The sequence below is a fragment of the Rathayibacter sp. AY1E8 genome, assembly GCF_002931415.1.
GTDB lineage: Bacteria > Actinomycetota > Actinomycetes > Actinomycetales > Microbacteriaceae > Rathayibacter.
The window spans coordinates 1-22,495 of record NZ_PSVI01000053.1; the positions used below are offsets into that span (position 1 = coordinate 1).

Consider the following 22,495-nt stretch of genomic DNA (forward strand, 5'->3'; position numbering starts at 1 on the left):
CCGCGATGGGCGGCGGCGGCTGGCGGCATTCGGGACGTTCGCGCTCGACGCGGCCGGCCGCCTGAGGGTCGAGGACGGGTCGCTCCCGAGCGCCTCGAGACGCGCGGGCACGTCCTCGAGGGAGTTCGCGTGGAGGGTCCCCGCACCGCCGTCGTGCCCGGTGTTCAGCGCGGACAGCAGCTCGCGCAGCTCGACGCCGCGGCACTCGCCGAGGACCAGGCGGTCCGGACGCATCCGCAGCGCCTCCCGCACGAGCCGGTCCAGGCCCACGGCACCGGCGCCCTCGAGGTTGGGCTGCCGCGCCTCGAGCGAGACGACGTGCGGGTGCGCCGGCCGGAGCTCGCCGACGTCCTCGATGGCGACGATCCGCTCGGTCGGCGCCGCGCACCCGAGCAGGGCGCCGAGCAGGGTGGTCTTGCCTGATCCACCGGCTCCCGTGATCAACAGGTTCCACCGCTCGCGGACCGCCCGGCGCAGAAGCCGCACTCCGTCGTCGTCCAGCATCCCGGCCGCCTGCAGCTCCCCGAGCGTCCAGGAGTCCGACCGCGGCACCCGCACCGACACGAGCGCTCCACCGGTCGCCACCGGCGGCAGCACGACGTGCACGCGGACCCCGTGGCGGAGCCTGACGTCCACGCACGGGCTCGCCTCGTCGACGTGCCGTCCACCGGCCGCGACCAGCGCGACGGCCAGCCGCCGTGCTCCGGCGGCGTCGAGCGTCCACTCCGGAACCCGCTCCGCACCACCGCCCCGGTCGATCCAGAGGCCCGCGCCGCCGTTCACGAACAGGTCGGTCACCGCGGGGTCCGCGGCGTGCGGCGCGAGCAGCCCGAGACCGGCGGCGGCGGGCCGCACCGGCAGCGGGTCGCGGCGGTGCTCGACGGGGACGAGGGGGACGAAGTCGCGGGTCATCCCGGCACGCTAGGAGCCCGTTCCGCGCGCCGGGGCGCTCCCTGCCCGATCGGAGGAGAGACGCCCGCGTCGGCGCCTGTGGAGGAACGACCCGGGCCGGACGCGCGCGCAGGGGCGGCCCGGGGCTCTCGGCAGGGAGCCGCTCCGAGGAGGGGCCCCACGGCGCAGAGAAGCCCAGTCGACGAGGAGACGTCCCGGCAACGCGGAAACGCCCCCGCGAGCAGGGCTCGAGCGGGGGCGTCCCTCCGCCGGATCCGGCGGGAAGAAGGGGGCGGCACCCATTGGGGGGAACAGGTGCCGCCTCGGCGGCGCTGGATTGGGGGGAATCACTTGCGCCGCTGGGCCGAAGTTCATTCGGCCGTATGCAACTGTAGGGGACGGATCGCGATTCGCCAAGCCCGGATCCTGTTCTCTGCGGACTCTTATCCGACACCCGCCCCGCACCCAGCTTGCGGCGCTCGGCGATCCGCGCTGGAGGCGGGCGCTACGGTGGTGCGACGCCGACCGCGCGGGCCGGCGAACGTCTCACTCGCGAAGGAGCGAATCGCAGATGTCCACTCCCCCCGACGCCCCGGCCGCCGACCGGAACGCCATCGACAACCTCCTCCACGAGACCCGCCGGTTCCCGCCGCCGGCCGATCTCGCCGCCGGAGCGGTCGCGACCGCCGCGCTCTACGACGAGGCCGCGGCCGACCGCCTCGCCTTCTGGGCCGACCGGAGCCGAGAGCTCCTGCACTGGCACCGACCGTTCACGCGCACCCTCGACTGGAGCGAGCCCCCGTTCGCGAAGTGGTTCGACGACGGTGAGCTGAACGTGGCCTACAACTGCCTCGACCGCCACGTCCTGGCCGGCCACGGCGACCGCGTCGCCCTGCACTGGGAGGGCGAGCCCGGCGACTCCCGCTCGATCACCTACGCCGAGCTCACCGCCGAGGTGAAGCGCGCCGCGAACCTGCTCACGAGCCTCGGCGTCCGCGCCGGCGACCGCGTCGCGATCTACCTGCCCATGATCCCGGAGGCGGTCATCGCGATGCTGGCCGTCGCCCGGCTGGGGGCGGTCCACTCCGTCGTCTTCGGCGGCTTCAGCGCCGAGAGCCTGCGCGCGCGCATCGACGACGCGGAGGCGACACTCGTCATCACCGCCGACGGCGGCTGGCGCAAGGGCGCCGTCTCGCCCCTGAAGCCGGCGGTCGACGCCGCGCTCGCCCTCGGCGGCGAGTCCAGCGTCCATCACGTCCTGGTCGTGCGCCGCGGAGGCAACGAGGTCGCCTGGCACGAGGGGCGCGACCTCTGGTGGCACGAGGAGATCGTGGCGGTCGACGCCGACCACGTCGCGAAGCCGTTCCCCGCCGAGCAGCCCCTCTTCATCCTCTACACGAGCGGCACGACCGGGAAGCCCAAGGGCATCCTGCACACCAGCGGCGGATACCTCACCCAGGTCGCCTTCACGCACCGCGCGGTCTTCGACCTGCACCCCGAGTCGGACGTCTACTGGTCGACCGCGGACGTGGGCTGGATCACCGGGCACAGCTACGTCGTCTACGGCCCGCTCGCCAACGGCGCCACCCAGGTGATGTACGAGGGCACTCCCGACAGCCCGCATCCCGGCCGCTGGTGGGAGATCGTCGAGAAGCACGGCGTGACGATCCTCTACGCGGCTCCCACGGCGATCCGCTCCTTCATGAAGCTCGGCCGACAGATCCCGCATCGCTTCGACCTCTCGAGCCTGCGCCTGCTCGGATCGGTCGGCGAGCCGATCAACCCGGAGGCGTGGGTCTGGTACCGCGACGTCATCGGCGGCGGCCGCACCCCCATCGTCGACACGTGGTGGCAGACCGAGACCGGCGCGATGATGGTGTCCCCTCTGCCCGGCGTCACGACGCTCAAGCCCGGGTCCGCGCAGGTCGCTCTGCCGGGCATCTCGATCGACGTGGTCGACGACTCCGGGACGCCGGTCGGCGCCGACGAGGGCGGACTGCTCGTGATCACCGAGCCCTGGCCGGCGATGCTGCGCGGCATCTGGGGCGACCCGGAGCGCTACGTCGAGACCTACTGGTCGAAGTTCGGCGACCGCTACTTCGCGGGCGACGGAGCGCGTCGCGACCAGGACGGCGACCTCTGGCTCCTGGGGCGCGTGGACGACGTGATGAACGTCTCCGGCCACCGCCTCTCGACGGCCGAGATCGAGTCGGCCCTCGTCTCGCACCCGGTCGTCGCCGAGGCGGCCGTCGTGGGAGCCGCGGACGAGACCACCGGCCAGGCCGTGGTCGCGTTCGTGATCGCGAAGGCGAGTCAGGCCGAGGCGCTGGCCCACGGACACGACGAGCTCGAGGCCACCCTGAAGGCGCACGTCGCCGAGCACATCGGCGCGATCGCCCGCCCGAAGCGGATCTTCGTGGTGCAGGAGCTGCCCAAGACCCGCTCGGGGAAGATCATGCGCCGGCTGCTGCGCGACGTGGCGGAGGGACGCGCCGTGGGCGACACGACGACGCTCGCGGACACGCAGGTGATGGCGGTGATCTCCTCCGCGATCGCCGCGGACTGACCGGGCGCCGCCCCCTCCCGCCGCGTGGGCCGGAGGGGGCGGTGCGTCAGTCGAAGGCGACGATCAGCTCGACCTCGACGGGAGCGCCGAGGGGCAGCTCCGCCACTCCGACGGCCGAGCGCGCGTGACGGCCGGGCTCGCCGAACACGTCGCCGAGCAGCTCCGAGGCGCCGTTGATCACGCCGGGCTGCCCGGTGAAGCCGGAGGCGGACGCGACGAAGCCGGTGAGCTTCACGATCCGCGTCACCCGGTCGAGCGATCCGATCGCGTCGGCGACGGCCGCGAGCGCGTTGAGGGCGCAGGTGCGGGCCAGGTCCTTCGCCTGCTCGGGCGACACCTCGTCGCCGACCTTGCCGACCAGCGGCAGAGCGCCGTCGACGAAGGGGATCTGCCCCGCCGTGTAGACGAGGCCGCCGTGCACGACGGCGGGGACGTAGGCGCCGGCGGGGACCGCGACCGCGGGCAGCTCGACGCCGAGCTCCGCGAGGCGCTCGGCGATCACGCGCCGGCCTCGGCGACGGGGCGCTTGAGGTACGCGACGAGGCCGCCCTCGGGACCGGTCACGATCTGGACCAGCTCCCAGCCCTCGGATCCCCAGGTGTTCAGGATCGCCGTGGTGTTGTGGATCATCAGCGGGGTGGTGATGTACTCCCAGCGCGGGACGGACATGGCTCTCCTCGGGTGCGGCCGGTGCGGGACGACTGCTGAGCGCCGCGCGTCGGCGGGATGAGCGCCGCGGCTCGTCCGAGCGCGGCGACTACGCTGATTCTATGTCGGGGCAGGGCGGGACCAGAGTCGTGAAGACCATCGGGGGCGCCGTCGGCGGTCTGATCGGCATCGTCGCCATGAGCGTCGTCGCGGGAGTCCTGGTGGCCGCCTCGGTGACGCCAGCGATCGCGCTGAGCGGCATGGCCGCCGGCAACACGGTGGAGATGTTCGACAACCTCCCCGAGTACCTCGAGATCGGCACGCTCGCCGAGAAGAGCGACGTGTACGCGAAGGACTCCTCCGGCGGCGACGTGCTGCTCGCCTCCTTCTACGCCCAGAACCGCGTCGAGGTGGGCTGGGACGAGATCTCGCCGTTCGTGAAGGACGCCGTGGTCGCCTCCGAGGACCCCCGCTTCTACGAGCACGGCGGCATCGATCTGCTCGGCACCGTCCGCGCGGCTGCGACGACGGCCATGGGCGGGGACGTCCAGGGCGGCTCCTCCATCACGCAGCAGTACGTCAAGAACGTGCTCGTGCAGAAGGCGGAGGCGCTCAGCGATCCGATCGAGCGCGACGCGGCCTACCGCGAGGCCACGGAGACCACTCCGGAGCGCAAGGTCGCCGAGATGCGGCTCGCCATCGGGCTCGAGAAGGAGTACCCGAAGAACGACATCCTGCTGGGCTACCTCAACATCGCCCTGTTCGGCGGCACCGTCTACGGCGTCGAGGCGGCCGCCCGCTACTACTTCGGAGTGAGCGCGAAGGACCTCTCGCTCGCGCAGTCCGCCGCGCTCGTCGCGATCGTGAACAACCCCGAGAAGTTCCGGTTCGACCGGCCCGGCGACCCGGCGAACCCCGCCGCGGAGGGCTACCCGCAGACCCGGGACCGGCGCGACTACATCGTGACCCGCATGGACCTCGAGTCGAAGGTGACGTCCGAGCAGGCGCAAGCGGCCGTCGCCGAGCCCGTGACGCCGAACATCACCGAGCCGAGCACCGGCTGCCAGACGGCCGGAGTCGCGGCCTTCTTCTGCGACTACGTCACCTGGGTCATCAAGAACGACGACGCGTTCGGTGCGAGCCAGGACGAGCGCGACGCCACGTTCAAGCGCGGCGGCTACCGGATCTACACGACCCTCGACTCCGACCTGCAGCAGGCCGCCGTCTCGGCCACCGACGACTGGGTGCCCAAGTCGATGGCGAACGTGAACATCGGCAGCGCGAGCGTCTCGGTCGAGGTCGGCACCGGCCGCATCCTCGCGATGACCCAGAACAAGGACTACTCCAACGATCCGGACCTGACGGGCCCCAACTACACGAGCGTCAACTACAACACCGACTTCGGGTACGGCGGCTCCTCGGGATTCCAGGTCGGCTCGACCTACAAGGTGTTCACCCTCGCGGAGTGGCTGCAGGAGGGGCACTCGCTCGGCGAGAGCGTCGACGGCACCCGCCGCGCCTACACGACCTTCCGTGACAGCTGCGAGCCCGACGGCGTCTACTACGGCGAGTCCTGGAACCCCGGGAACGACGAGGGCGGCAACGGAGGAGTGACCACGGCCCTGCAGGCCACGACCGGCTCGATCAACACCTCGTTCGCCGCCATGGCCCAGCAGCTGGACCTCTGCGGCATCCGCAACACGGCGCTGGCGATGGGCGTGCACCGTGCCGACGGGACCGAGCTGCAGAAGCTCGCGCCGACCATCCTCGGCACCAACGAGATCGCTCCGCTCACGATGGCCACGGCCTTCGCCGGCTTCGCGAACAAGGGCACCGTCTGCACGCCCATCGCGATCGACCGGATCGTCGACCGCACGGGCGCGGACGTCGCGCCGCCCGCCTCCGAGTGCAGCCAGGGGATGTCCGAGGAGGTTGCCGCGACCGCCGGCTACGCCCTGCAGCAAGTGGTGACGGGCGGCACCGGCGCCCCCTCCAACCCCCGCACCGGGGTGCCGCACATCGGCAAGACCGGCACCACGGACGACGCGCTGCACACGTGGATGGTCGGCGCGAGCACCGAGGTCGCCACCGCCACCTGGGTCGGCAACGTGACCGGCTTCACCTCCATGCGCGGATTCAGTCTCAACCGGGTGAACGCCGGTCAGGTGCGCCACCAGATCTGGCCGCGCATCATGCGCGTCGCCGACGCGAAGTACGGTGGGACGGCGTTCCCGGCTCCCGTCCGCTCGCTCCTCGACGCTCCGCAGGAGGCCGTGCCCCAGGTCACCGGCCAGAGCCCCTCTGCGGCGGCCGCACGCCTGCGCTCCGTCGGCTTCACGGTCCGCGTCGACACTTCTCCGGTCCCCTCCGACCGCCCGGCAGGGACGGTCGCGCAGACGAACCCGCCCGCCGGGTCGCGCGTCTCCCGGGGCGCGGAGATCACCCTGCAGATCAGCGCCGGACCGGGCGCCCCGCCCCGCGCGGGCTGAGCCCCTGCACCCCCGGCTGCTCCCGAGGGAGCGTCCGGCAGAATGAACGCGGCCGCGCTCGCGGCCGACGTGCGAGAGAAGGACCCATGACCGGACGCACCCGTCGCCCCCTCACCACCGCCCTCGCGACCGTCGCCGCGGCCGGAGCCGTCGCCGCGGCCTGGGGCATCGGCGTCGAGCGGACGCTGTTCACCGTCCGGCGCACGTCGTTCCCGGTGCTGCCCGCCGGTTCCGAGCCGATCCGCGTCCTGCACGTGTCGGACCTGCACATGGCCCCGTGGCAGACGAAGAAGCAGGAGTGGATCCGCTCGCTCCTCGCCCTGGCGCCCGACGTCGTGGTCGACACCGGCGACAACCTCGGCCACCGCGACGGCGTGCTCGGCATCCGCCGGGCCCTGGAGCCCTTCGCCGGGATCCCCGGCGCCTTCGTCAACGGATCCAACGACTACTTCGGCCCTCGGATCAAGAACCCGCTCCGCTACTTCGTCGGCCCCTCCAAGAACCCCAAGCAGCACGAGGCCGATCTCGACACCGACGGGCTGACCGGCTTCTTCTCGGACGGGCTCGGGTGGGTGGACCTCAACAACCGCGCCGAGAGCATCACGGTGAAGGGGACGCGCATCGAGTTCTTCGGCGTCGACGACCCGCACATCGGCCTCGACCGCATCGACCTCGTCGCCGGAGCCGTGGACGAGCTGCGCGGCGCGGAGGACGGACCGGCCGGGGTCAGCATCGGCGTGGCGCACGCGCCCTACCAGCGCATCCTCGACGACTTCGTCGCCCGCGGCGCCGAGGTGATCCTCGCCGGGCACACGCACGGCGGGCAGGTCTGCGTCCCGGGCTTCGGCGCCCTCGTCACCAACTGCGACATCCCGCGCGACAAGGTCGCCGGCTCGACGACGTGGGACAACGGACTGCGCAGCTCGTACCTCAACGTGTCCGCCGGAGTCGGCACCTCGATCTACGCACCGGTGCGCTTCGCCTGCCGGCCCGAGGTGACCCTCGTCACGCTCACTCCGGCGGCCTGACGAGGGGTGTCCGACGGCGGTCCGGAAATCGGCTACTATTGTCGAGGCTCGTGAGCGGTTCTCCGTGATGAGCACACCGGGGTGTGGCGCAGCTTGGTAGCGCGCCTCGTTCGGGACGAGGAGGTCGTGGGTTCGAATCCCGCTACCCCGACCGGTGAGAAGCCCGGCCAGGATCGATGATCCGGCCGGGCTTCGTCGTTCCCGGCGCGTTCTCGGAATTCTGCTGTGGCGGGGCTCGCCCGCAGGCGGATGCTCGCCCGGGCCGGAGCCTGGTCGACGACGGAGCCGGCGCGATCACCGCCCCGCGCTCTCCGGCTCGAGCACCCCTGTCGGCGTCCCGAGCGTCCTGCGCACGGGCGTGCCTCCAGCCCACTCCCCCGCGCCTCCCGGCCCGATCCCAGCAGCCGGGAGCGAGACTGTTCTTCCGCCGTCGTCGCCGCCCCCGCCCGACGACCGACGAGAGGAGCACCGTGACCCGGTCGCTCACCCGCCTCACCCTCGCCATCGGCGTGCCCTACGTGGTCGCGCTCGCAGCGATCGCCTTCTGGCCGACGCCCGTCGATGCGGGAGTGCGGGGGGATCTCGGCCGAGTGACCTCCTGGTTCGCCCGGCACGGCCTCCCGATGGTCGACTACGCGTTCATCGAGTCGACCGCCAACATCGCCCTGTTCGTGCCCCTGGGGCTGCTCCTGGCCCTCAACCTGCGGCTCCGGAGGGCGTGGGTCGCTGTGGCCGTCGGCGCCGTCGTGAGCTCGCTGATCGAGGCGGGCCAGCTGCTCTTCCTCTCGGCGCGCTTCGCGACCGTCGACGACGTCGTGATGAACACCTCCGGCGCGCTTCTCGGCGCGGTCGCCGGCGTCCTGCTCCGGATGGTCGTCCGCGCACGACGACGCCGGAGGGCGGCGGAGTGGGACGACGCCTTCGCGCACATCCCCCTCCGCGGCACCTCCGGCGTGGTGGCGGATCAGCCGAGCCGCGTCCGCTGAGACGACGGCTCCGCCGCGTCAGCGGCCGAGGCCGCGGTACTCCCAGCCGGCAGCACGCCAGGCGGCGGGGTCGAGGCAGTTGCGACCGTCGACGAGGAAGGTGTTGGCCACCTTCGCCGCCGTGGCCGCGGGGTCGAGGGCGCGGAACTGCTTCCACTCCGTCACGACGACCACGGCGTCGGCACCGGCCAGCGCCTCGTCGACGTCGGTCGTGTAGGTGATCTCGGGGTAGCGGCGGCGCGAGTTCTCGATCGCCTCGGGGTCGGTCGCGACCACGGTCGCACCGAGGTCGTGCAGGCGAGCGGCGACGTCGAGCGACGGCGAGTCGCGGATGTCGTCCGACTCCGGCTTGAACGCCAGACCGAGCACCGCGATGCGGCGGCCCTCGACGGAGCCGCCCAGGCCCTCGGTGACGAGGTCGACGACGCGCTGACGGCGACGCAGGTTGATCGCGTCGACCTCTTTGAGGAAGGCGACGGACTCGCCGACGCCGAGCTCGTCGGCGCGGGCAGAGAAGGCGCGGATGTCCTTCGGGAGGCAGCCGCCTCCGAAGCCGATGCCCGCGTTCAGGAAGCGGCGGCCGATCCGCACGTCGTAGCCGATCGCGTCGGCGAGCTGCGTGACGTCCGCGCCGGTGACCTCCGCGATCTCGGCGATCGCGTTGATGAACGAGATCTTGGTCGCGAGGAAGGCGTTGGCCGAGACCTTCACCAGCTCGGCGGTGGCGTAGTCGGTGACCACGAGCGGGGTCTCGGCCGCGAGCGCCGTTGCGTAGACCTCGTCGAGGGTCGCCTTCGCCGCTGCTCCGGCCTCGCCCGCGGGCACGCCGTAGACGAGCCGGTCGGGGCTGATCGTGTCCTTGACCGCGAAGCCCTCGCGGAGGAACTCGGGGTTCCAGGCGAGGGTCGCACCGGAGGAGGCGATGCGGTCGGCCAGGCGGGCGGCGGTGCCGACGGGGACGGTCGACTTGCCGACGACGAGGGAGTCCGCCTCGAGGTAGGGCAGGAGACCGTCGATCGCCGAGTCGACGTAGGTCATGTCCGCGGCGTTCTCGCCCGGCTTCTGCGGGGTGCCGACGGCGACGAAGTGCACGGCCGCACCGGCGGCGTCGGCCATGTCGGTCGAGAAGCGCAGGCGCCCGGAGGCGACGCCGGAGGACAGCAGCTCCGGGAGGCCGGGCTCGAAGAACGGCGCGGTGCCGGCGGCCAGGGCGTCGATCTTCTTCTGGTCGACGTCGATGCCGATGACGTCGTGGCCGAGCTCGGCCATGGCGGCAGCGTGGACGGCACCGAGGTAGCCGCAGCCGATGACAGAAAGCTTCACAGGGGTTCTCCGAATCGTGGCGGGTTCGTGTCGCGGTCGCGACGGTGAGGAGGAGCGATGCGATGCGGCGAGGCGTCAGCGCGCCCGCGGACGCGCGACTACCGCCGCGCCAATGCTCTCAGATCGCGGGAGACGTCGGCGACAGCCGCCGCGATCTGCGCCGCCACGCGCTCGTGCACGGCCTCGCTGCGGCCGATCGGGTCCTCGATGTCGTCGCCGCCCTCGCCCCGCGGGGCGCGCCCGCGGTGGGCGGCGGCGAGCCGCACGACGGCGCGGAGCCGCGCGGCGGGGTCCTCGACCGTCGGCAGCGGCACCTCCCGCAGCACGAACGGCAGCACGCGGGCGAACTCGAGCAGCGTGAAGCCGCGGAGGAGGAGCGACGGGAAGCGCCGGGAGGCGTCGACCAGGTGGTCGCGCGTCATCGTGAGCAGGAGGTCGGCGTCGCCGACGATCGCGTCGCCGAGCACCGCGCTCGTGTGCGCGGCCGGGTCTCCCCCGTGCTGAGCCGAGAAGCGGGCCGAGACCGGGTCCATCGGCAGTCCGTCGCGCGTCCTCACTCCGGCGCTCGTGAACGCGAAGAGCGGACCTCCCGCGGGTGATGTCGCGTCGGCGAGTGCGGCGCGCAGCAGCTGCTCCGCCATCGGCGACCGGCAGATGTTGCCGGTGCAGACCGAGAGCACGGTGAAGACGGGGGCGGCGGAGGCGGCGACCGGTTCGTCCGGTCGCCAGCTCCGGCGGGCGGGGCGGGCGGAGTCGTCTCCCGGGAAGATCATCGCGGGGCGCTCAGGCCGAGGTCGACGCGGGCTCGGGCTCGACGGCCGTGTCCGGGCGGGCACCCGATCGCTCGGAGCCGTAGTAGCTCGTGTAGTAGTAGCCGTAGCCCCGGCCGACCTGGCCGCGCGCGGGCACGCGGTTGAGGATCACGCCGAGGGTGTGGCCGCTGACCCGCTCGATGTTCTGGATCGCCTTGCCCAGCTCGTCGGTCGTCGTCCTGCCCGCGGAGATGACCACGAGCGCGCCGTCGGTGCGGGCGGTGAGGATGGCGCCGTCCGTGACGGGCAGGAGCGGCGGCGCATCGACGATCACGATGGCCTCGCGAGCGATCTCGTGCAGGAGGATGTCCATGCCGTTGGAGCCGAGCAGCTCGGACGGGTTCGGCGGGATCGACCCGGCTCCGAGCACCCAGAGGTTGCCGGACGGGCCCCACGGCTGCAGGACGTCCTGCAGTTCCGCCTTGCCGATCAGCAGGTCGGTCAGGCCGACGCCGGGAACGAGGCCGAACGACTTGGCGACGGTGGGCTTGCGGAGGTCGCCATCGACGACGACGGTCCGCTGGCCGGAGGCGGCAAGCGTCACCGCGAGGTTCGCGGTCACCGTCGACTTGCCGTCCGAGGGCAGCGGGCTCGTCACGACGATGATGCGCGGCGGGCTGTCGATGTTCATGAACTGCAGGTTCGTGCGGAGCTCGCGCAGCGCCTCGGCGAGTGCGTGCTTGCCGTCGGCCTTGATGTAGTCGGTCGTGTCGGCCTCGGGGACGATGCGGTTGGTCTCGCTGAGGCGCTTGTCGACGGGGAGGGTGCCGACCACGGGGAGGTCGAACAGGCGCTCGACCATCTCGGCGGTGCGGATGCGCCGGTCCAGCGTGTTGCGGACGAACGCGTAGACGAGACCGAGGACGAGGCCCGCGAGCGCGCCGACCGCGAGGACGAGGCGCAGGTTCGGGAACGCCGGCGAGGACGGGAGCGCCGCGGCCTGCAGAACGGTGAGGGAGACCGTGTCGCCGACGCCCGTCTCCTGGTTGACCTGCTGCACCTTGGTGGCGATGGCCGCGACCCAGGCGTCGGCGAGCTTCTGCGCGCCCTCGGGGGTGGAGGCGGTGGCGCTGACTTTCATCACCGGGGCGACCGTGTCGGCCTGCACCGTGATCGCCGAGATCAGCGTGGCGGGCGAGACGTCGAGGCCGAGGCTGTCGATCGCGATCTGCGCCACGTCGCGCGAGGTGGCGATCGGGACGTACGTGGCGAGGCTCGACTTGGCGACGGACTGCGCGATCTGCTGCGTGTAGATCGCCTGGCTGTCGTCGGCACCGGTGGTGGCGACGGAGACCAGGCCCTGCGAGTCGGCGACGTACCGCGGCTTCTGCGTCAGCGACCAGCCGAAGGCGACGAGAGTGCCGAGGAGGATCGCCGCGACGATCGGGATCCAGTGGTCGCGCAGCAGCCGGAGGACGTCTCGAAGTTCCACAGAGTCAGATTTCCTTCGCTGGTACGGATCACGCGGCGGGCGCCGGCGACGGGTTCTTCCGAATTCTGACACAGCGCTTCCGCGCCCTCGGCGCCAGGCGCGTCAACCGTGCCACCTGTCGGGGGTGGGCTCCGGCGGAGTCCCTCTCGTGATCACTCCGAGGCCCTCGAGCTCGACGACCGCCGACTCGACGACCGCCTCCGCATCGACGCCGGCGGGCGGCGGGCCCGCCTCCTCGAGCACCGCGGCGACGAGACCGGGCAGATCGGAGCCCCGGCCGGCGTGGCGCCAGATCGTCGGGCCGATGCCGGACAGGCGCACGAGGGTGCCGCCGCAGAACACGAGCAGCTGGCCGTCGGCGAGCTCCACCGCGTCGTCCGCAGGGGTGCGCAGGACGGTGCCGGGCAGGGCCTCGCCCACAGGGTCGAGCTGCACGGAGACCACGTCGGACCAGGCGGACGGGGCCTCGGCGCCGAGGGACGCGAAGACCTCCTCGACCAGGTGCACCACGCTCGCGGCCTCGGAGTAGACCAGTCGCCGGACGCCGCCCAGCGCCGAGAGGGTGCGGACGAGATCGGCGATCGGCCGCGGTCGGGCCGAGAGGTACGAGGTCTGCGGCACCAGATCCTCGATCGCGTCGACCGGGTCGACGTGCTCGAGGAAGGGCGTCCCGACGCCGTCGCGGCGCTCGAGCAGGAGGACGCCCGCCAGACGCAGGGGCGCCTCCGGGACCGGTCGGAGGGCGAGCGACCCGGGGGCCAGCTGCGCCTTCGGCGCCGATCCGGTCAGCGGCTTCACCGACAGCGGCTTGGGATAGGGCAGGACGCGCCCCTCCGGGGTCACGCCGACCGTCTCGTCGGTGACGTAGCCGAAGCGGGACCCGAGCGTCCGGGCGATGGTGGTCTTGCCGGTCCCGGAGGCGGCGACGAAGGCCAGCACGCGGCCGGACTCGTCGGAGATCCCGCAGGCGTGGAGCATCAGCAGGTCGGCGCGCCGGGCGCCGATCGCCTCGAGGGTCAGGGTCGAGGTCAGGGACTCCTCGAGCTGCGCGAGCGTGGCGCTCGAGACCCGGGGCGAGCCGTCGACCGGGACGGAGGGATCGTGCCCCACCTCGGCGAGGACGTCGCGTGCTCCCGCGTCGGGCTCGGACGCGCAGGCGGCCCAGCTGTCGGCGATCCGCGCCGCGTCCTCGTCGCCGACGCCGCGTCCGAAGACCACGCGGAACGGGGTCTCGAGGACCGAGACGGACAGGGTGCGGGGCTCGGCGCCCCTCCCCCCGGCGATCAGTACGCCCCGTCGCGGGCGAGGACGGCGCGCGCGGTCTTGAAGAGGATGACGATGTCGCCGGTCATCGACCAGTTCTCGACGTAGTACAGGTCGAGGCGGACGGTGTCCTCCCACGAGAGGTTCGAGCGTCCGCTGACCTGCCAGAGCCCGGTGATGCCCGGCTTCATCAGGAAGCGGCGGTGCACGTGCTCCTCGTACTGCTCGACCTCGCGGGCCAGCGGCGGGCGGGGGCCGATCAGGGACATGTCGCCGCGGAAGACGTTCAGGAACTGGGGCAGCTCGTCGAGGCTGAAGCGCCGGAGGATCGCGCCCACCCGGGTGACGCGCGGGTCCTTCGCCATCTTGAAGAGGATCGAGTTCCCCTCCGCACGCTGCTGCGACGCGAGAGCCGCCAGTCGCGCCTCCGCGTCGACGACCATCGAGCGGAACTTCAGCATCTCGAAGGTCGCGCCGTTCAGACCGATGCGCTCCTGCCGGAAGAGCACGGGCCCGGGGCTGGTGACCTTGACCAGCACGGCGACGACGACGAGCACCGGCGCGCTGAGGATGATCAGCATGGTCGACGCGAGGATGTCGAAGAGGCGCTTGGCGAACCGCTGGCGGCCGTCGAAGCGCGGGGTCTCGACGTGGATCAGCGGAAGGCCCGCGACGGGGCGGGTGTGGATGCGCGGACCGCCGATGTCGGTGAGGCTCGGCGCCACGACGAGGTGCTCGCGCCCGGGCTCGAGCGTCCAGCTCAGCTCGCGGATCCGCTGCGGCGCCAGCTCGTCGGAGCTCGTGACGACCACCGTGTCGGCGCCAGTGGCGTCCATCACGGCGCGGACGCCGTCGATCCCGGTGAACCCGTGGACCGCGAGGCCCGAGAGCTCCTGCTCGCTCCGCAGCGCGTCCGCACCGCCGACCGAGGTCGAGACGGCGCCGACGAGCTTGTAGCCGGCCTCGGTGCCGCGGCGCAACTCGCGTGCGGTGTGCAGGACGCTCGCGCGGGAGCCGAGGAGCACGACCTGGCTCGAGAAGCGGCCCGCCCGGCGCTGCCGGGTGAGCCAGGAGCGCCAGACCAGGCGGCCGACGCAGATCAGCACGATCCCGGCGGGGAACGCCGTGATGATGTAGCCGCGCGCGAGCAGGATCTGGAGCAGGTAGGCGATGATCGCGACGATGCCGAAGAGCCAGATGGAGGCGTCGACGACGCGGCGGTACTCGACGTAGCCGGTGCCGACGATCCGGCGGTCGCGCGTGTCGAAGACCTGGAGGGCGAGGAGCCAGCCGACCGACAGGGCGACGGACACCCAGGTGTAGCTGACCGCGATGTCGGCGGGGTTCTTAAACCCCAGGTCCGAGTTCAGGTTCAGGTCGAACCAGAAGAGCTGCGTGCCGAAGACGGAGAGGACGATCGCGACGACGTCCGTGATGAGCAGCCGTCGCCGGTAGTCCTGCTCCCACGACGGCCGACGCCTCAGCGGTGCCCCTTGCGCCGTCATCGTTTCCCCCGACCTTTCCTGCTGCTTCGAAAGGCGTAATTCCGTTTCCGGTGTTGTCACGTCGTCAGGCTACCCACTTCCTCGTTTCGGAGGGGTGTCGCGCCGGTGAGGAACGCTCGACCGGTCACCCGCGGAGCCGGCCGCGGCTCTCCTGGAGGTAGCACGCGCCGCACAGCGACTCGTAGGTGACCGCCGTTCCGTCGATCGCGACCTGATCGCCGTCGAACACGAAGCGGCCGTCCACGACGCGCCCGTTGAAGATCGCTTTGCGCCCGCACCGGCAGATCGTCTTCAGCTCCTCGAGGCTGTGGGCGATCTCCAGGAGCCGCCTGCTTCCCGGGAACGCGGCGGTGCGGAAGTCCGTGCGGATGCCGTACGCCAGGACGGGCACGTTCTCGAGGATGGCGATCCGGAGCAGATCGTCGACGTGCGACTCCGGCAGGAACTGCGCCTCGTCGACGAGCAGAGCACTCACGTCGCGCTTCGACTCGGCCAGCACGCGGGCCCGGGCGGCGGTGAAGACGGCCACCGGGTCCCCGTCGGGTTCGAACAGGATGTCCACCGGACGGGTCACGCCGAGCCGCGACACGATCAGCTCCTCGCCCTTCGTGTCGACGGCCGGCTTGGCCAGCAGCACCCGGTGCCCGCGCTCCTCGTAGTTGTGCGCGGCCTGCAGGAGCGACGTGCTCTTCCCGCTGTTCATCGCTCCGTAGCGGAAGTACAGCTTGGCCATCAGGTCTCCTCGGGGCGGGTCCGGGGGCGGGGCCCCCGGGGTGAGCAGGGGCCGGTCACGGGAGGAACCCGTCCTCGCCGGCGCGGCGGATCAGGTCGGCCCGGCGGCTCGCGGGCCTGCCGACCGCGACGTACTTGCGGCGCACTCGCTGCAGGTAGGTCTTCGCGGTCTCGAACTGCACGTTCATCTTGGCGGCGACCTCGGGGGTGCTCGATCCGGACGCGTAGAGGCGCAGCGCCTCCAGCTCGCCGGCGCTGAGCCGTGGGCGCTGCTGCGCCGCGACTCCGGACGGCAGGGGCCGCCACTGCGCGGACGAGACGTCGGCCGAGCGCATCTCGAGAGCGGCGCGGGTCTGCTCCATCACCTCAGCGAGCGGGCGCGACTTCGCCAGGTGCCGCACGGCTCCGGCCTTCAGGGCGCGCTCGCGGACCTCGTCGTCCTCGCTCGCGGAGAGCGCCACGACCGCGGCTCCCGCCGCCCGGCAGGTCCGGATCCGCGCCTCGATCGAGATCGGCTCGCGCAGCTCGACGTCCATCACGACCACCTGGGTGGGGAAGACATCGCTCGTCACCAGGTCGTGCCAGGTGGAGGCGGCCACGACGACCTCGAAGTCCGGGGCGTGGGTGCGGATCCACGCGCTCGTCGCCGCGAGCAGGTCCTCGCGCGGGTCGAGCAGGCCGAGCCGGACCGCACGGGGTGGCGCGTCGCGGGCGCTCCGGGCGGAGGAGCCCGAGGGCTCACCGGAGCGGGTGACCATGCGGACGATCCTAGCCGCGGCCGGGCCCGCCCCCGGCTCAGAACAGCGTCGGCTGCCCGACGCCGGGCAGGATCGCGGCGCGCTCCGGCCCGAGCTCCCCGACCAGCAGCCCGTCGTGCTGGAGGGAGCGCCGCTCGCCGCCGAGGGTCCGCAGCGTCCCCAGCGAATTCAGGGCGGAGGACTTGACGGAGCCGGTGGCCGGGTCCTCCTCGCCGCGCTCGAGCCCGTGCGCGCGCATCAGCGGGCGGATGCGCGCGGAGAGCCAGCGCCGGTACTCGAGAGGCGCGTAGGCGTCGCGGCCCGGGTAGAGCGCTCGGTACTTGTCGACCAGCTCGGGGTGCTCCTGCCCGAGCCACTGCAGGAACCACTCCTTCACCCCGGGCTTGAGGTAGAGGGTCGAGTACATGATCGTGCTGGCGCCCGCCTCGCGGCAGGCTTGGAGCGACTCGTCGAGGTGCGCCCGGGTGTCGGTGAGGAACGGCAGGATCGGCATCAGGAACACCGAGCAGTCGAAGCCGGCCTCCCGTGCCGCGGTGACCGTCGCCAGCCTGGCCGCCGCGGTCGGCGCACCCGGCTCGACGGAGCGCTGGAGGCCCTCGTCGTAGACGGCGATCGACACTCCGAGGTCGACCGGGACGTGCTCGGCGGCCTCGCGGAGCAGCGGCAGGTCTCGCCGCAGCAGCGAGCCCTTCGTGAGGATCGAGATCGGGGTGCCCGAGGCGGCGAGCGCGGCGATGATGCCCGGCATCAGCCGGTAGCGGCCCTCGGCGCGCTGGTACGGATCGGTGTTGGTGCCGAGTGCCACGGGGTGCCGCTCCCAGCTCGGCTTCGCGAGCTCCCGGGTGAGGACCTCGGCGACGTTCACCTTCACGACGATCTGCGAGTCGAAGTCGCGGCCGCCGTCGAACTCGAGGTACTCGTGCGTGGGCCGGGCGAAGCAGTAGGTGCAGGCGTGGGTGCAGCCGCGCATCGGGTTGATGCTCCAGCCGAACGGCATCTTCGAGGAGGTGTGCACGCGGTTGAGCGCCGACTTCGCGAGCACCTCGTAGAAGGTGACGCCCTCGAACTCCGGCGTGCGCACCGTCCGCACCAGGTCGGTGAGCTTGACGAGGCCGGGCAGGGCGGCCTCGTCGGCCGTGCCGATCGACTGCCCGCTCCACCTCATGGAGCCATTAGAACATAGGTTCGAACGGATCGCAGCCGATCAGACCGAGGCGGACAGCTCCAGCGTCTCGGCGGTCGCGGTGACCGTCTGCTCGGCCTTCTCGGGCGCGTCGTTGAGGGTCGAGCCGTAGCTCGGCACCAGCGCGCGGATCCGCGGCTCCCAGGCCTTCATCCGGTCGGGGAAGCACTTCTGCACGATGTCGAGCATGATCGGCACGGCGGTCGAGGCTCCGGGCGAGGCGCCGAGCAGGCCGGCGATCGTGCCGTCCCCTCCGGTGATGACCTCGGTGCCGAACTGCAGCACGCCGCCCTTCTTCTCGTCCTTCTTCATCACCTGGACGCGCTGGCCGGCGGTGATCAGGTACCAGTCCTCGTCGCGGGCGGTGGGCAGGAACTCGCGCAGGGCCTTCATCTTCTTGCCACGGCCGGCGAGCACCTCGCCGATCAGGTACTTCATCAGGTCGAGGTTGTCGCGGGCGACCGCGAGCATCGGGCCGATGTTGTGCGGCCGGATCGACAGGGGCAGGTCGAGCCACGAGCCCCGCTTCAGGAACTTGGGCGTGAAGCCCGCGTAGGGGCCGAAGAGGAGGGACGACTCGCCGTCGACGACGCGCGCATCGAGGTGCGGCACCGACATCGGGGGCGCGCCGACGGCGGCCTTGCCGTAGACCTTCGCCTTGTGCCGGGCGACCAGCTCGGGGTTGTCGGTGCGGAGGAACTGCCCCGAGATCGGGAAGCCTCCGAAGCCCTTGATCTCGGGGATGCCCGACTTCTGCAGGAGGTGCAACGCACCGCCGCCGGCGCCGACGAAGACGAAGCGGGCGGTCACCGACTGGGGCGTGCCTCCGACGACCTGCTTGAGGTCGAGGCGCCAGGTGCCGTCCTTCTGCCGGGTGATGTCGGTGACCTCGCGGCCGGTGTCGAGCGTGCCGCCGTGGGCGACGACGTGGTCGAACAGCTGGTGGGTCAGCGAGCCGAAGTCGACGTCGGTGCCGGCCGGCATGCGCGTCGCCGCGTAGGGGCCGCCGCCGGCGGGACGCTGCTCCATCAGCAGGGGCGCCCACTCGTGGATGGTCTTGACGCTCTCGGTGAACTCGATGCCGGCGAACAGCGGCTGGTCCTTGAGCGCCTCGTAGCGCTTCCGGAGGTACTCGACGTTGGCCTCGCCGTGCACGAAGGTCATGTGCGGCGCCGGGTTGATGAAGCTGGAGGGCTCGCGGATGTCGCCGGACTCCACCAGGCTCGACCAGAACTGGCGCGAGATCTGGAACTGCTCGTTGATCTGGATCGCCTTGGCCGGGTCGACGGAGCCGTCGGCCGCCTCGGGCATGTAGTTCAGCTCGCAGAGGGCCGCGTGACCGGTGCCCGCGTTGTTCCACGGGTTCGACGACTCCTGCGCCACGTCGCCGAGGCGCTCATAGGCGGCGATCGTCCAGTCGGGCTGCAGCTGGGTGATGAGTGCGCCGAGCGTGGCGCTCATGATGCCCCCACCGATGAGGGCGACGTCGACCGGTTCCGAGGAGTTCACGAGAGTCGAGTTTACGCTCGCCCGCGGACGCCGCGGCCGGGAGGGGACCCGCTCCCCCATCAAATTCGCGGCTTTTCCACCCGGAGGGGGCCGGAGCGCTCGGCGCCGGCCCCGTCTACGCCGGTCAGGAGACGGGCTGCTTCGCCGCGATGAGCTCGGCGATCTGCACGGCGTTCAGGGCCGCGCCCTTGCGGAGGTTGTCGTTGCTGATGAAGAGCGCGAGGCCGCGTCCCTCCGGGGCGCCCTCGTCGGCGCGGATGCGGCCGACGAAGCTCGGGTCCTTGCCCGCGGCCTCCAGCGGAGTCGGCACCTCGCGCAGCACGACGCCGGGCGCGTCGGCCAGCAGCTCGCGAGCACGCTCGGGGCTGAGGGCGGAGGCGAACTCGGCGTTGACGGAGAGCGAGTGGCCGGTGAACACGGGGACGCGCACGCAGGTGCCCGAGACCAGCAGCTCCGGGAGCTCGAGGATGCGGCGGCTCTCGTTGCGGAGCTTCTTCTCCTCGTCGGTCTCGTTCGAGCCGTCCTCGACCAGGCTCCCCGCGAAGGGGATGACGTCGAAGGCGATCGGGGCGACGTACTTGTCCGGCGCGGGGAAGTCGACCGCCGAGCCGTCGTGCACCAGGTCGAGCAGGTGCTCGTCGGCGACGGCGGCGCGGACCTGGCCGGCCAGCTCGTTCGCTCCGGCCAGTCCGCTGCCGGACACGGCCTGGTAGGTGCTGACGATCAGGCGCGTGAGCCCCGCCTCGCGGTCGAGGACCTTGAGGATCGGCATCGCGGCCATCGTGGTGCAGTTGGGGTTGGCGATGATGCCCTTGACCGCCTGGTCGATGGCGTGGGGGTTCACCTCGCTGACGACCAGCGGGACCTCGGGGTCCATCCGCCAGGCGCTGGAGTTGTCGATCACGGTGACGCCGGCCGCGGCGAAGCGGGGCGCCTGCGCGCGCGATCCCGTGGCTCCGGCCGAGAACAGGGCGATGTCGAGCCCCGACGGATCGGCGGTCTCCACGTCCTCGACCACGACGTCCTCGCCGCGGAACGGCAGCGTCGTGCCCGCCGAGCGGGCGGTGGCGAAGAAGCGGATGGACGCGATCGGGAAGTCGCGCTCCTCGAGGAGGCGGCGCATCACCTTCCCGACCTGGCCGGTCGCGCCGACGACGCCCACGTGGAGGGGGGTGCTGCTCATGCTGTGCTCTTTCGTCCGTGCGGCGCGCGGGCCGCTCGTGGCGGGGGGATCGAGGGAGAGGGTACCGGTCGGTCCGGCCGCTCGGGAGGAACGGCCGGATCGCGAGGGTGTCCGGCCGTCAGCGGCCGGTGCCGGCGTAGACGACGGCCTCGTCCTCGGCGTCGAGCCCGAAGGCGGTGTGCACGACGCGCAGAGCCTCGTTCACGGTGTCGGCGCGGGTGACGACCGAGATGCGGATCTCGCTCGTGGAGATCATCTCGATGTTGATCCCGGCCTCGTAGAGGGAGCGGAACAGCTTCGCGGAGACGCCGGCGTTGGTGCGCATCCCGGCGCCCACGAGCGCGAGCTTGGCGATCTGGTCGTCGTACTGCAGGGACTCGAAGCCGACCTCGTCCTTCTCGGCGTTGAGAGCCATGAGGACCGTCTGGCCGTCGGCCTTGGGCAGGGTGAACGAGATGTCGGTGCGGGCGGTGGCCGCAGCCGACACGTTCTGCACGATCATGTCGATGTTGGAGCCGGTCTTGGCCACGATCGTGAAGATCTGCGCGGCCTTGCCCGGGATGTCGGGGACTCCGACGACGGTGATCTTCGCCTCGTTCAGGTCGGCGGCGACTCCGGCGATGATGGGCTCTTCCACGGCTTGTCCGTTCTGCTCGGCGCCGGCGGTCTCGGCGTTGTAGACGATGGTGCCCTCGTTGGGGCTGAAGGAGGAGCGCACGTGGAGCGTGACTCCGTGGCGGCGGGCGAACTCGACGGCGCGGATGTGCAGCACCTTCGCTCCCGCGGCGGCCAGCTCGAGCATCTCCTCGCTGGTGATGCGGTCGAGCTTGCGTGCCTTCTTGACGACCCGCGGGTCGGCGGTGAAGACGCCGTCGACGTCGGTGTAGATCTCGCAGGTGTCGGCGCCGAGTCCCGCGGCGAGCGCGACGGCGGTGGTGTCCGAGCCGCCGCGGCCGAGGGTGGTGATGTCCTTCGTGTCGCGGTTGAAGCCCTGGAAGCCCGCGACGATGACGACGGCGTTCTCGTCGAGCGCCTCGCGGAGGCGGACCGGGGTGATGTCGACGATGCGGGCGGCGCCGTGCTGCGCGTCCGTGATCATGCCGGCCTGGCTGCCGGTGAAGGAGCGGGCCTCGAAGCCCATGCTCTTGATCGCCATCGCCAGCAGCGCCATCGAGATGCGCTCGCCCGAGGAGAGCAGCATGTCGAGCTCGCGAGGGGCGGGGATGGGCGTGACCTGGTGGGCGAGTTCGAGCAGGTCGTCGGTGGTGTCGCCCATGGCCGAGACGGCGACGACCACGTCGTTGCCCGCCTGCTTGGTGGCGACGATCCGCTTCGCGACCCGCTTGATGCTCTCCGCGTCGGCGACGGAGGACCCGCCGAACTTCTGGACGATCAGGCTCACGTGCTGCTCCCGTGTCGGTGGCTGGACCGCCGTCGCGACCCGACGGGCGAGTCTACCGGTCGACCGCATGCCGGAGCGGTCATGCGACTCCGGCGGCCGCGTCAGTTCTCGACGAGCCGGCGGCCCTCGAAGGCGCGGCCGAGGGTGATCTCGTCGGCGTACTCGAGGTCTCCGCCGACGGGCAGCCCGGAGGCCAGGCGGGTGATGCGGATGCCGAGGGTGCTGAGCATGCGCGAGAGGTAGGTCGCCGTCGCCTCGCCCTCGAGGTTCGGGTCGGTCGCGATGATGACCTCCTGCACCTCGCCGTCCGCGAGCCGCTGCAGCAGCTGGCGGATGCGGAGCTGATCCGGGCCGATGCCGTCGATCGGGCTGATCGCGCCGCCGAGCACGTGGTAGAGCCCGCGGAACTCGCGGGTGCGCTCGATCGCCGGGACGTCCTTCGCCTCCTCCACGACGCAGATGACGGCGCGGCTGCGGCGCGGATCGCGGCAGATCCCGCAGGTCGCCTCCTCCGCCACGTTCCCGCAGATGTCGCAGAAGTGCACACGGCCGCGCAGCTCGAGCAGGATCTCGGCGAGCCGGGTGACGTCGAACGTCTCGGTCTGCAGGATGTGGAACGCGATGCGCTGGGCGGACTTCGGACCGATGCCGGGGAGCCGGCCGAGCTCGTCGATCAGCTCCTGGACGATGCCTTCGTACATGCGGTCGCCTCCTCTCGGGTGGGGCGGACGTCGAGCGCGTCGACCCCGGCGACCGCGAGCAGGGCGAGGTGCGCGGGAGTGAGG

19 protein-coding genes and 1 tRNA gene are annotated in these 22,495 nt (G+C 71.9%); 5 read left to right on the forward strand and 15 right to left on the reverse strand.

Annotation, left to right across the window (positions count from 1 at the left end; all coding sequences use genetic code 11):
- Positions 1-912: CpaF family protein (locus tag C5C74_RS13765; protein ID WP_104351735.1), on the reverse strand; the 912-nt coding region annotated here is incomplete at its 3' end.
- Between the two features lie 550 nt (positions 913-1,462).
- Between C5C74_RS13765 and acs the strand changes: the two genes are divergently transcribed.
- Positions 1,463-3,457 carry an acetate--CoA ligase gene (gene acs / locus C5C74_RS13770; protein WP_104351736.1) on the forward strand — a complete coding sequence of 665 codons (1,995 nt, stop codon included), beginning with the start codon at positions 1,463-1,465 and terminating at the stop codon, positions 3,455-3,457.
- Between the two features lie 46 nt (positions 3,458-3,503).
- Here acs and C5C74_RS13775 read toward each other — a convergent pair whose 3' ends face one another.
- Positions 3,504-3,959 carry a RidA family protein gene (locus C5C74_RS13775; protein ID WP_219813481.1) on the reverse strand — a complete coding sequence of 152 codons (456 nt, stop codon included), beginning with the start codon at positions 3,957-3,959 and terminating at the stop codon, positions 3,504-3,506.
- The gene (locus C5C74_RS17535; protein WP_164861113.1) at positions 3,956-4,126 is read right to left on the reverse strand and encodes a hypothetical protein; all 171 of its coding nucleotides are present in this window, start codon (positions 4,124-4,126) and stop codon (positions 3,956-3,958) included. Before C5C74_RS17535 ends, C5C74_RS13775 begins: the two co-directional genes overlap by 4 nt.
- A gap of 101 nt (positions 4,127-4,227) precedes the next feature.
- On the opposite strand from C5C74_RS17535, the gene C5C74_RS13780 reads away from it, so the two are divergent.
- The 4 genes from C5C74_RS13780 to C5C74_RS17900 all read left to right on the forward strand — a co-directional run bounded on the left by C5C74_RS13780 (position 4,228) and on the right by C5C74_RS17900 (position 8,608).
- Positions 4,228-6,594, forward strand: coding sequence for a transglycosylase domain-containing protein (locus C5C74_RS13780; protein ID WP_104268854.1), 2,367 nt, complete (start codon positions 4,228-4,230; stop codon positions 6,592-6,594).
- A gap of 86 nt (positions 6,595-6,680) precedes the next feature.
- The gene (locus C5C74_RS13785) at positions 6,681-7,622 is read left to right on the forward strand and encodes a metallophosphoesterase (RefSeq protein ID WP_104222183.1); all 942 of its coding nucleotides are present in this window, start codon (positions 6,681-6,683) and stop codon (positions 7,620-7,622) included.
- A 77-nt stretch (positions 7,623-7,699) separates the two neighbouring features.
- Positions 7,700-7,773, forward strand: a tRNA-Pro gene (locus tag C5C74_RS13790).
- 319 nt (positions 7,774-8,092) lie between these two features.
- Positions 8,093-8,608 carry a VanZ family protein gene (locus tag C5C74_RS17900; RefSeq protein ID WP_244229599.1) on the forward strand — a complete coding sequence of 172 codons (516 nt, stop codon included), beginning with the start codon at positions 8,093-8,095 and terminating at the stop codon, positions 8,606-8,608.
- 18 nt (positions 8,609-8,626) lie between these two features.
- Here the strand turns inward: C5C74_RS17900 and C5C74_RS13800 are convergent, their stop codons facing one another.
- The 12 genes from C5C74_RS13800 to recR all read right to left on the reverse strand — a co-directional run bounded on the left by C5C74_RS13800 (position 8,627) and on the right by recR (position 22,411).
- Positions 8,627-9,931, reverse strand: a complete 1,305-nt coding sequence (locus C5C74_RS13800; RefSeq protein WP_104222179.1) for a UDP-glucose/GDP-mannose dehydrogenase family protein — start codon at positions 9,929-9,931, stop codon at positions 8,627-8,629.
- Positions 9,932-10,029: 98 nt separating this feature from the next.
- The gene (locus tag C5C74_RS13805; protein WP_104227254.1) at positions 10,030-10,704 is read right to left on the reverse strand and encodes a low molecular weight phosphatase family protein; all 675 of its coding nucleotides are present in this window, start codon (positions 10,702-10,704) and stop codon (positions 10,030-10,032) included.
- Positions 10,705-10,714: 10 nt separating this feature from the next.
- Positions 10,715-12,175, reverse strand: coding sequence for a polysaccharide biosynthesis tyrosine autokinase (locus C5C74_RS13810; protein ID WP_181027156.1), 1,461 nt, complete (start codon positions 12,173-12,175; stop codon positions 10,715-10,717).
- A gap of 102 nt (positions 12,176-12,277) precedes the next feature.
- Positions 12,278-13,393, reverse strand: a complete 1,116-nt coding sequence (locus C5C74_RS13815; RefSeq protein WP_104227255.1) for a hypothetical protein — start codon at positions 13,391-13,393, stop codon at positions 12,278-12,280.
- Positions 13,394-13,458: 65 nt separating this feature from the next.
- A complete protein-coding gene (locus C5C74_RS13820; RefSeq protein ID WP_104222171.1) occupies positions 13,459-14,943 on the reverse strand; it encodes a sugar transferase in 1,485 nt (494 codons plus the stop codon).
- A 124-nt stretch (positions 14,944-15,067) separates the two neighbouring features.
- Entirely contained in the window at positions 15,068-15,676 is a 609-nt protein-coding gene (locus C5C74_RS13825) for a thymidine kinase (RefSeq protein ID WP_104227256.1), read from the reverse strand.
- A gap of 55 nt (positions 15,677-15,731) precedes the next feature.
- Complete coding sequence (locus C5C74_RS13830) at positions 15,732-16,433, reverse strand: LuxR C-terminal-related transcriptional regulator (RefSeq protein WP_146076549.1); 702 nt, start codon at positions 16,431-16,433, stop codon at positions 15,732-15,734.
- Positions 16,434-16,470: 37 nt separating this feature from the next.
- Positions 16,471-17,598 carry an Rv2578c family radical SAM protein gene (locus C5C74_RS13835; protein WP_104247319.1) on the reverse strand — a complete coding sequence of 376 codons (1,128 nt, stop codon included), beginning with the start codon at positions 17,596-17,598 and terminating at the stop codon, positions 16,471-16,473.
- 39 nt (positions 17,599-17,637) lie between these two features.
- Entirely contained in the window at positions 17,638-19,185 is a 1,548-nt protein-coding gene (locus tag C5C74_RS13840; protein ID WP_104260362.1) for a malate:quinone oxidoreductase, read from the reverse strand.
- Between the two features lie 64 nt (positions 19,186-19,249).
- The gene (locus C5C74_RS13845; protein WP_104227259.1) at positions 19,250-20,308 is read right to left on the reverse strand and encodes an aspartate-semialdehyde dehydrogenase; all 1,059 of its coding nucleotides are present in this window, start codon (positions 20,306-20,308) and stop codon (positions 19,250-19,252) included.
- Between the two features lie 118 nt (positions 20,309-20,426).
- Complete coding sequence (locus C5C74_RS13850; protein ID WP_104222160.1) at positions 20,427-21,710, reverse strand: aspartate kinase; 1,284 nt, start codon at positions 21,708-21,710, stop codon at positions 20,427-20,429.
- Positions 21,711-21,811: 101 nt separating this feature from the next.
- Positions 21,812-22,411 carry a recombination mediator RecR gene (gene recR, locus C5C74_RS13855; RefSeq protein WP_104222157.1) on the reverse strand — a complete coding sequence of 200 codons (600 nt, stop codon included), beginning with the start codon at positions 22,409-22,411 and terminating at the stop codon, positions 21,812-21,814.
- Between the last annotated feature and the right edge of the window lie 84 nt (positions 22,412-22,495).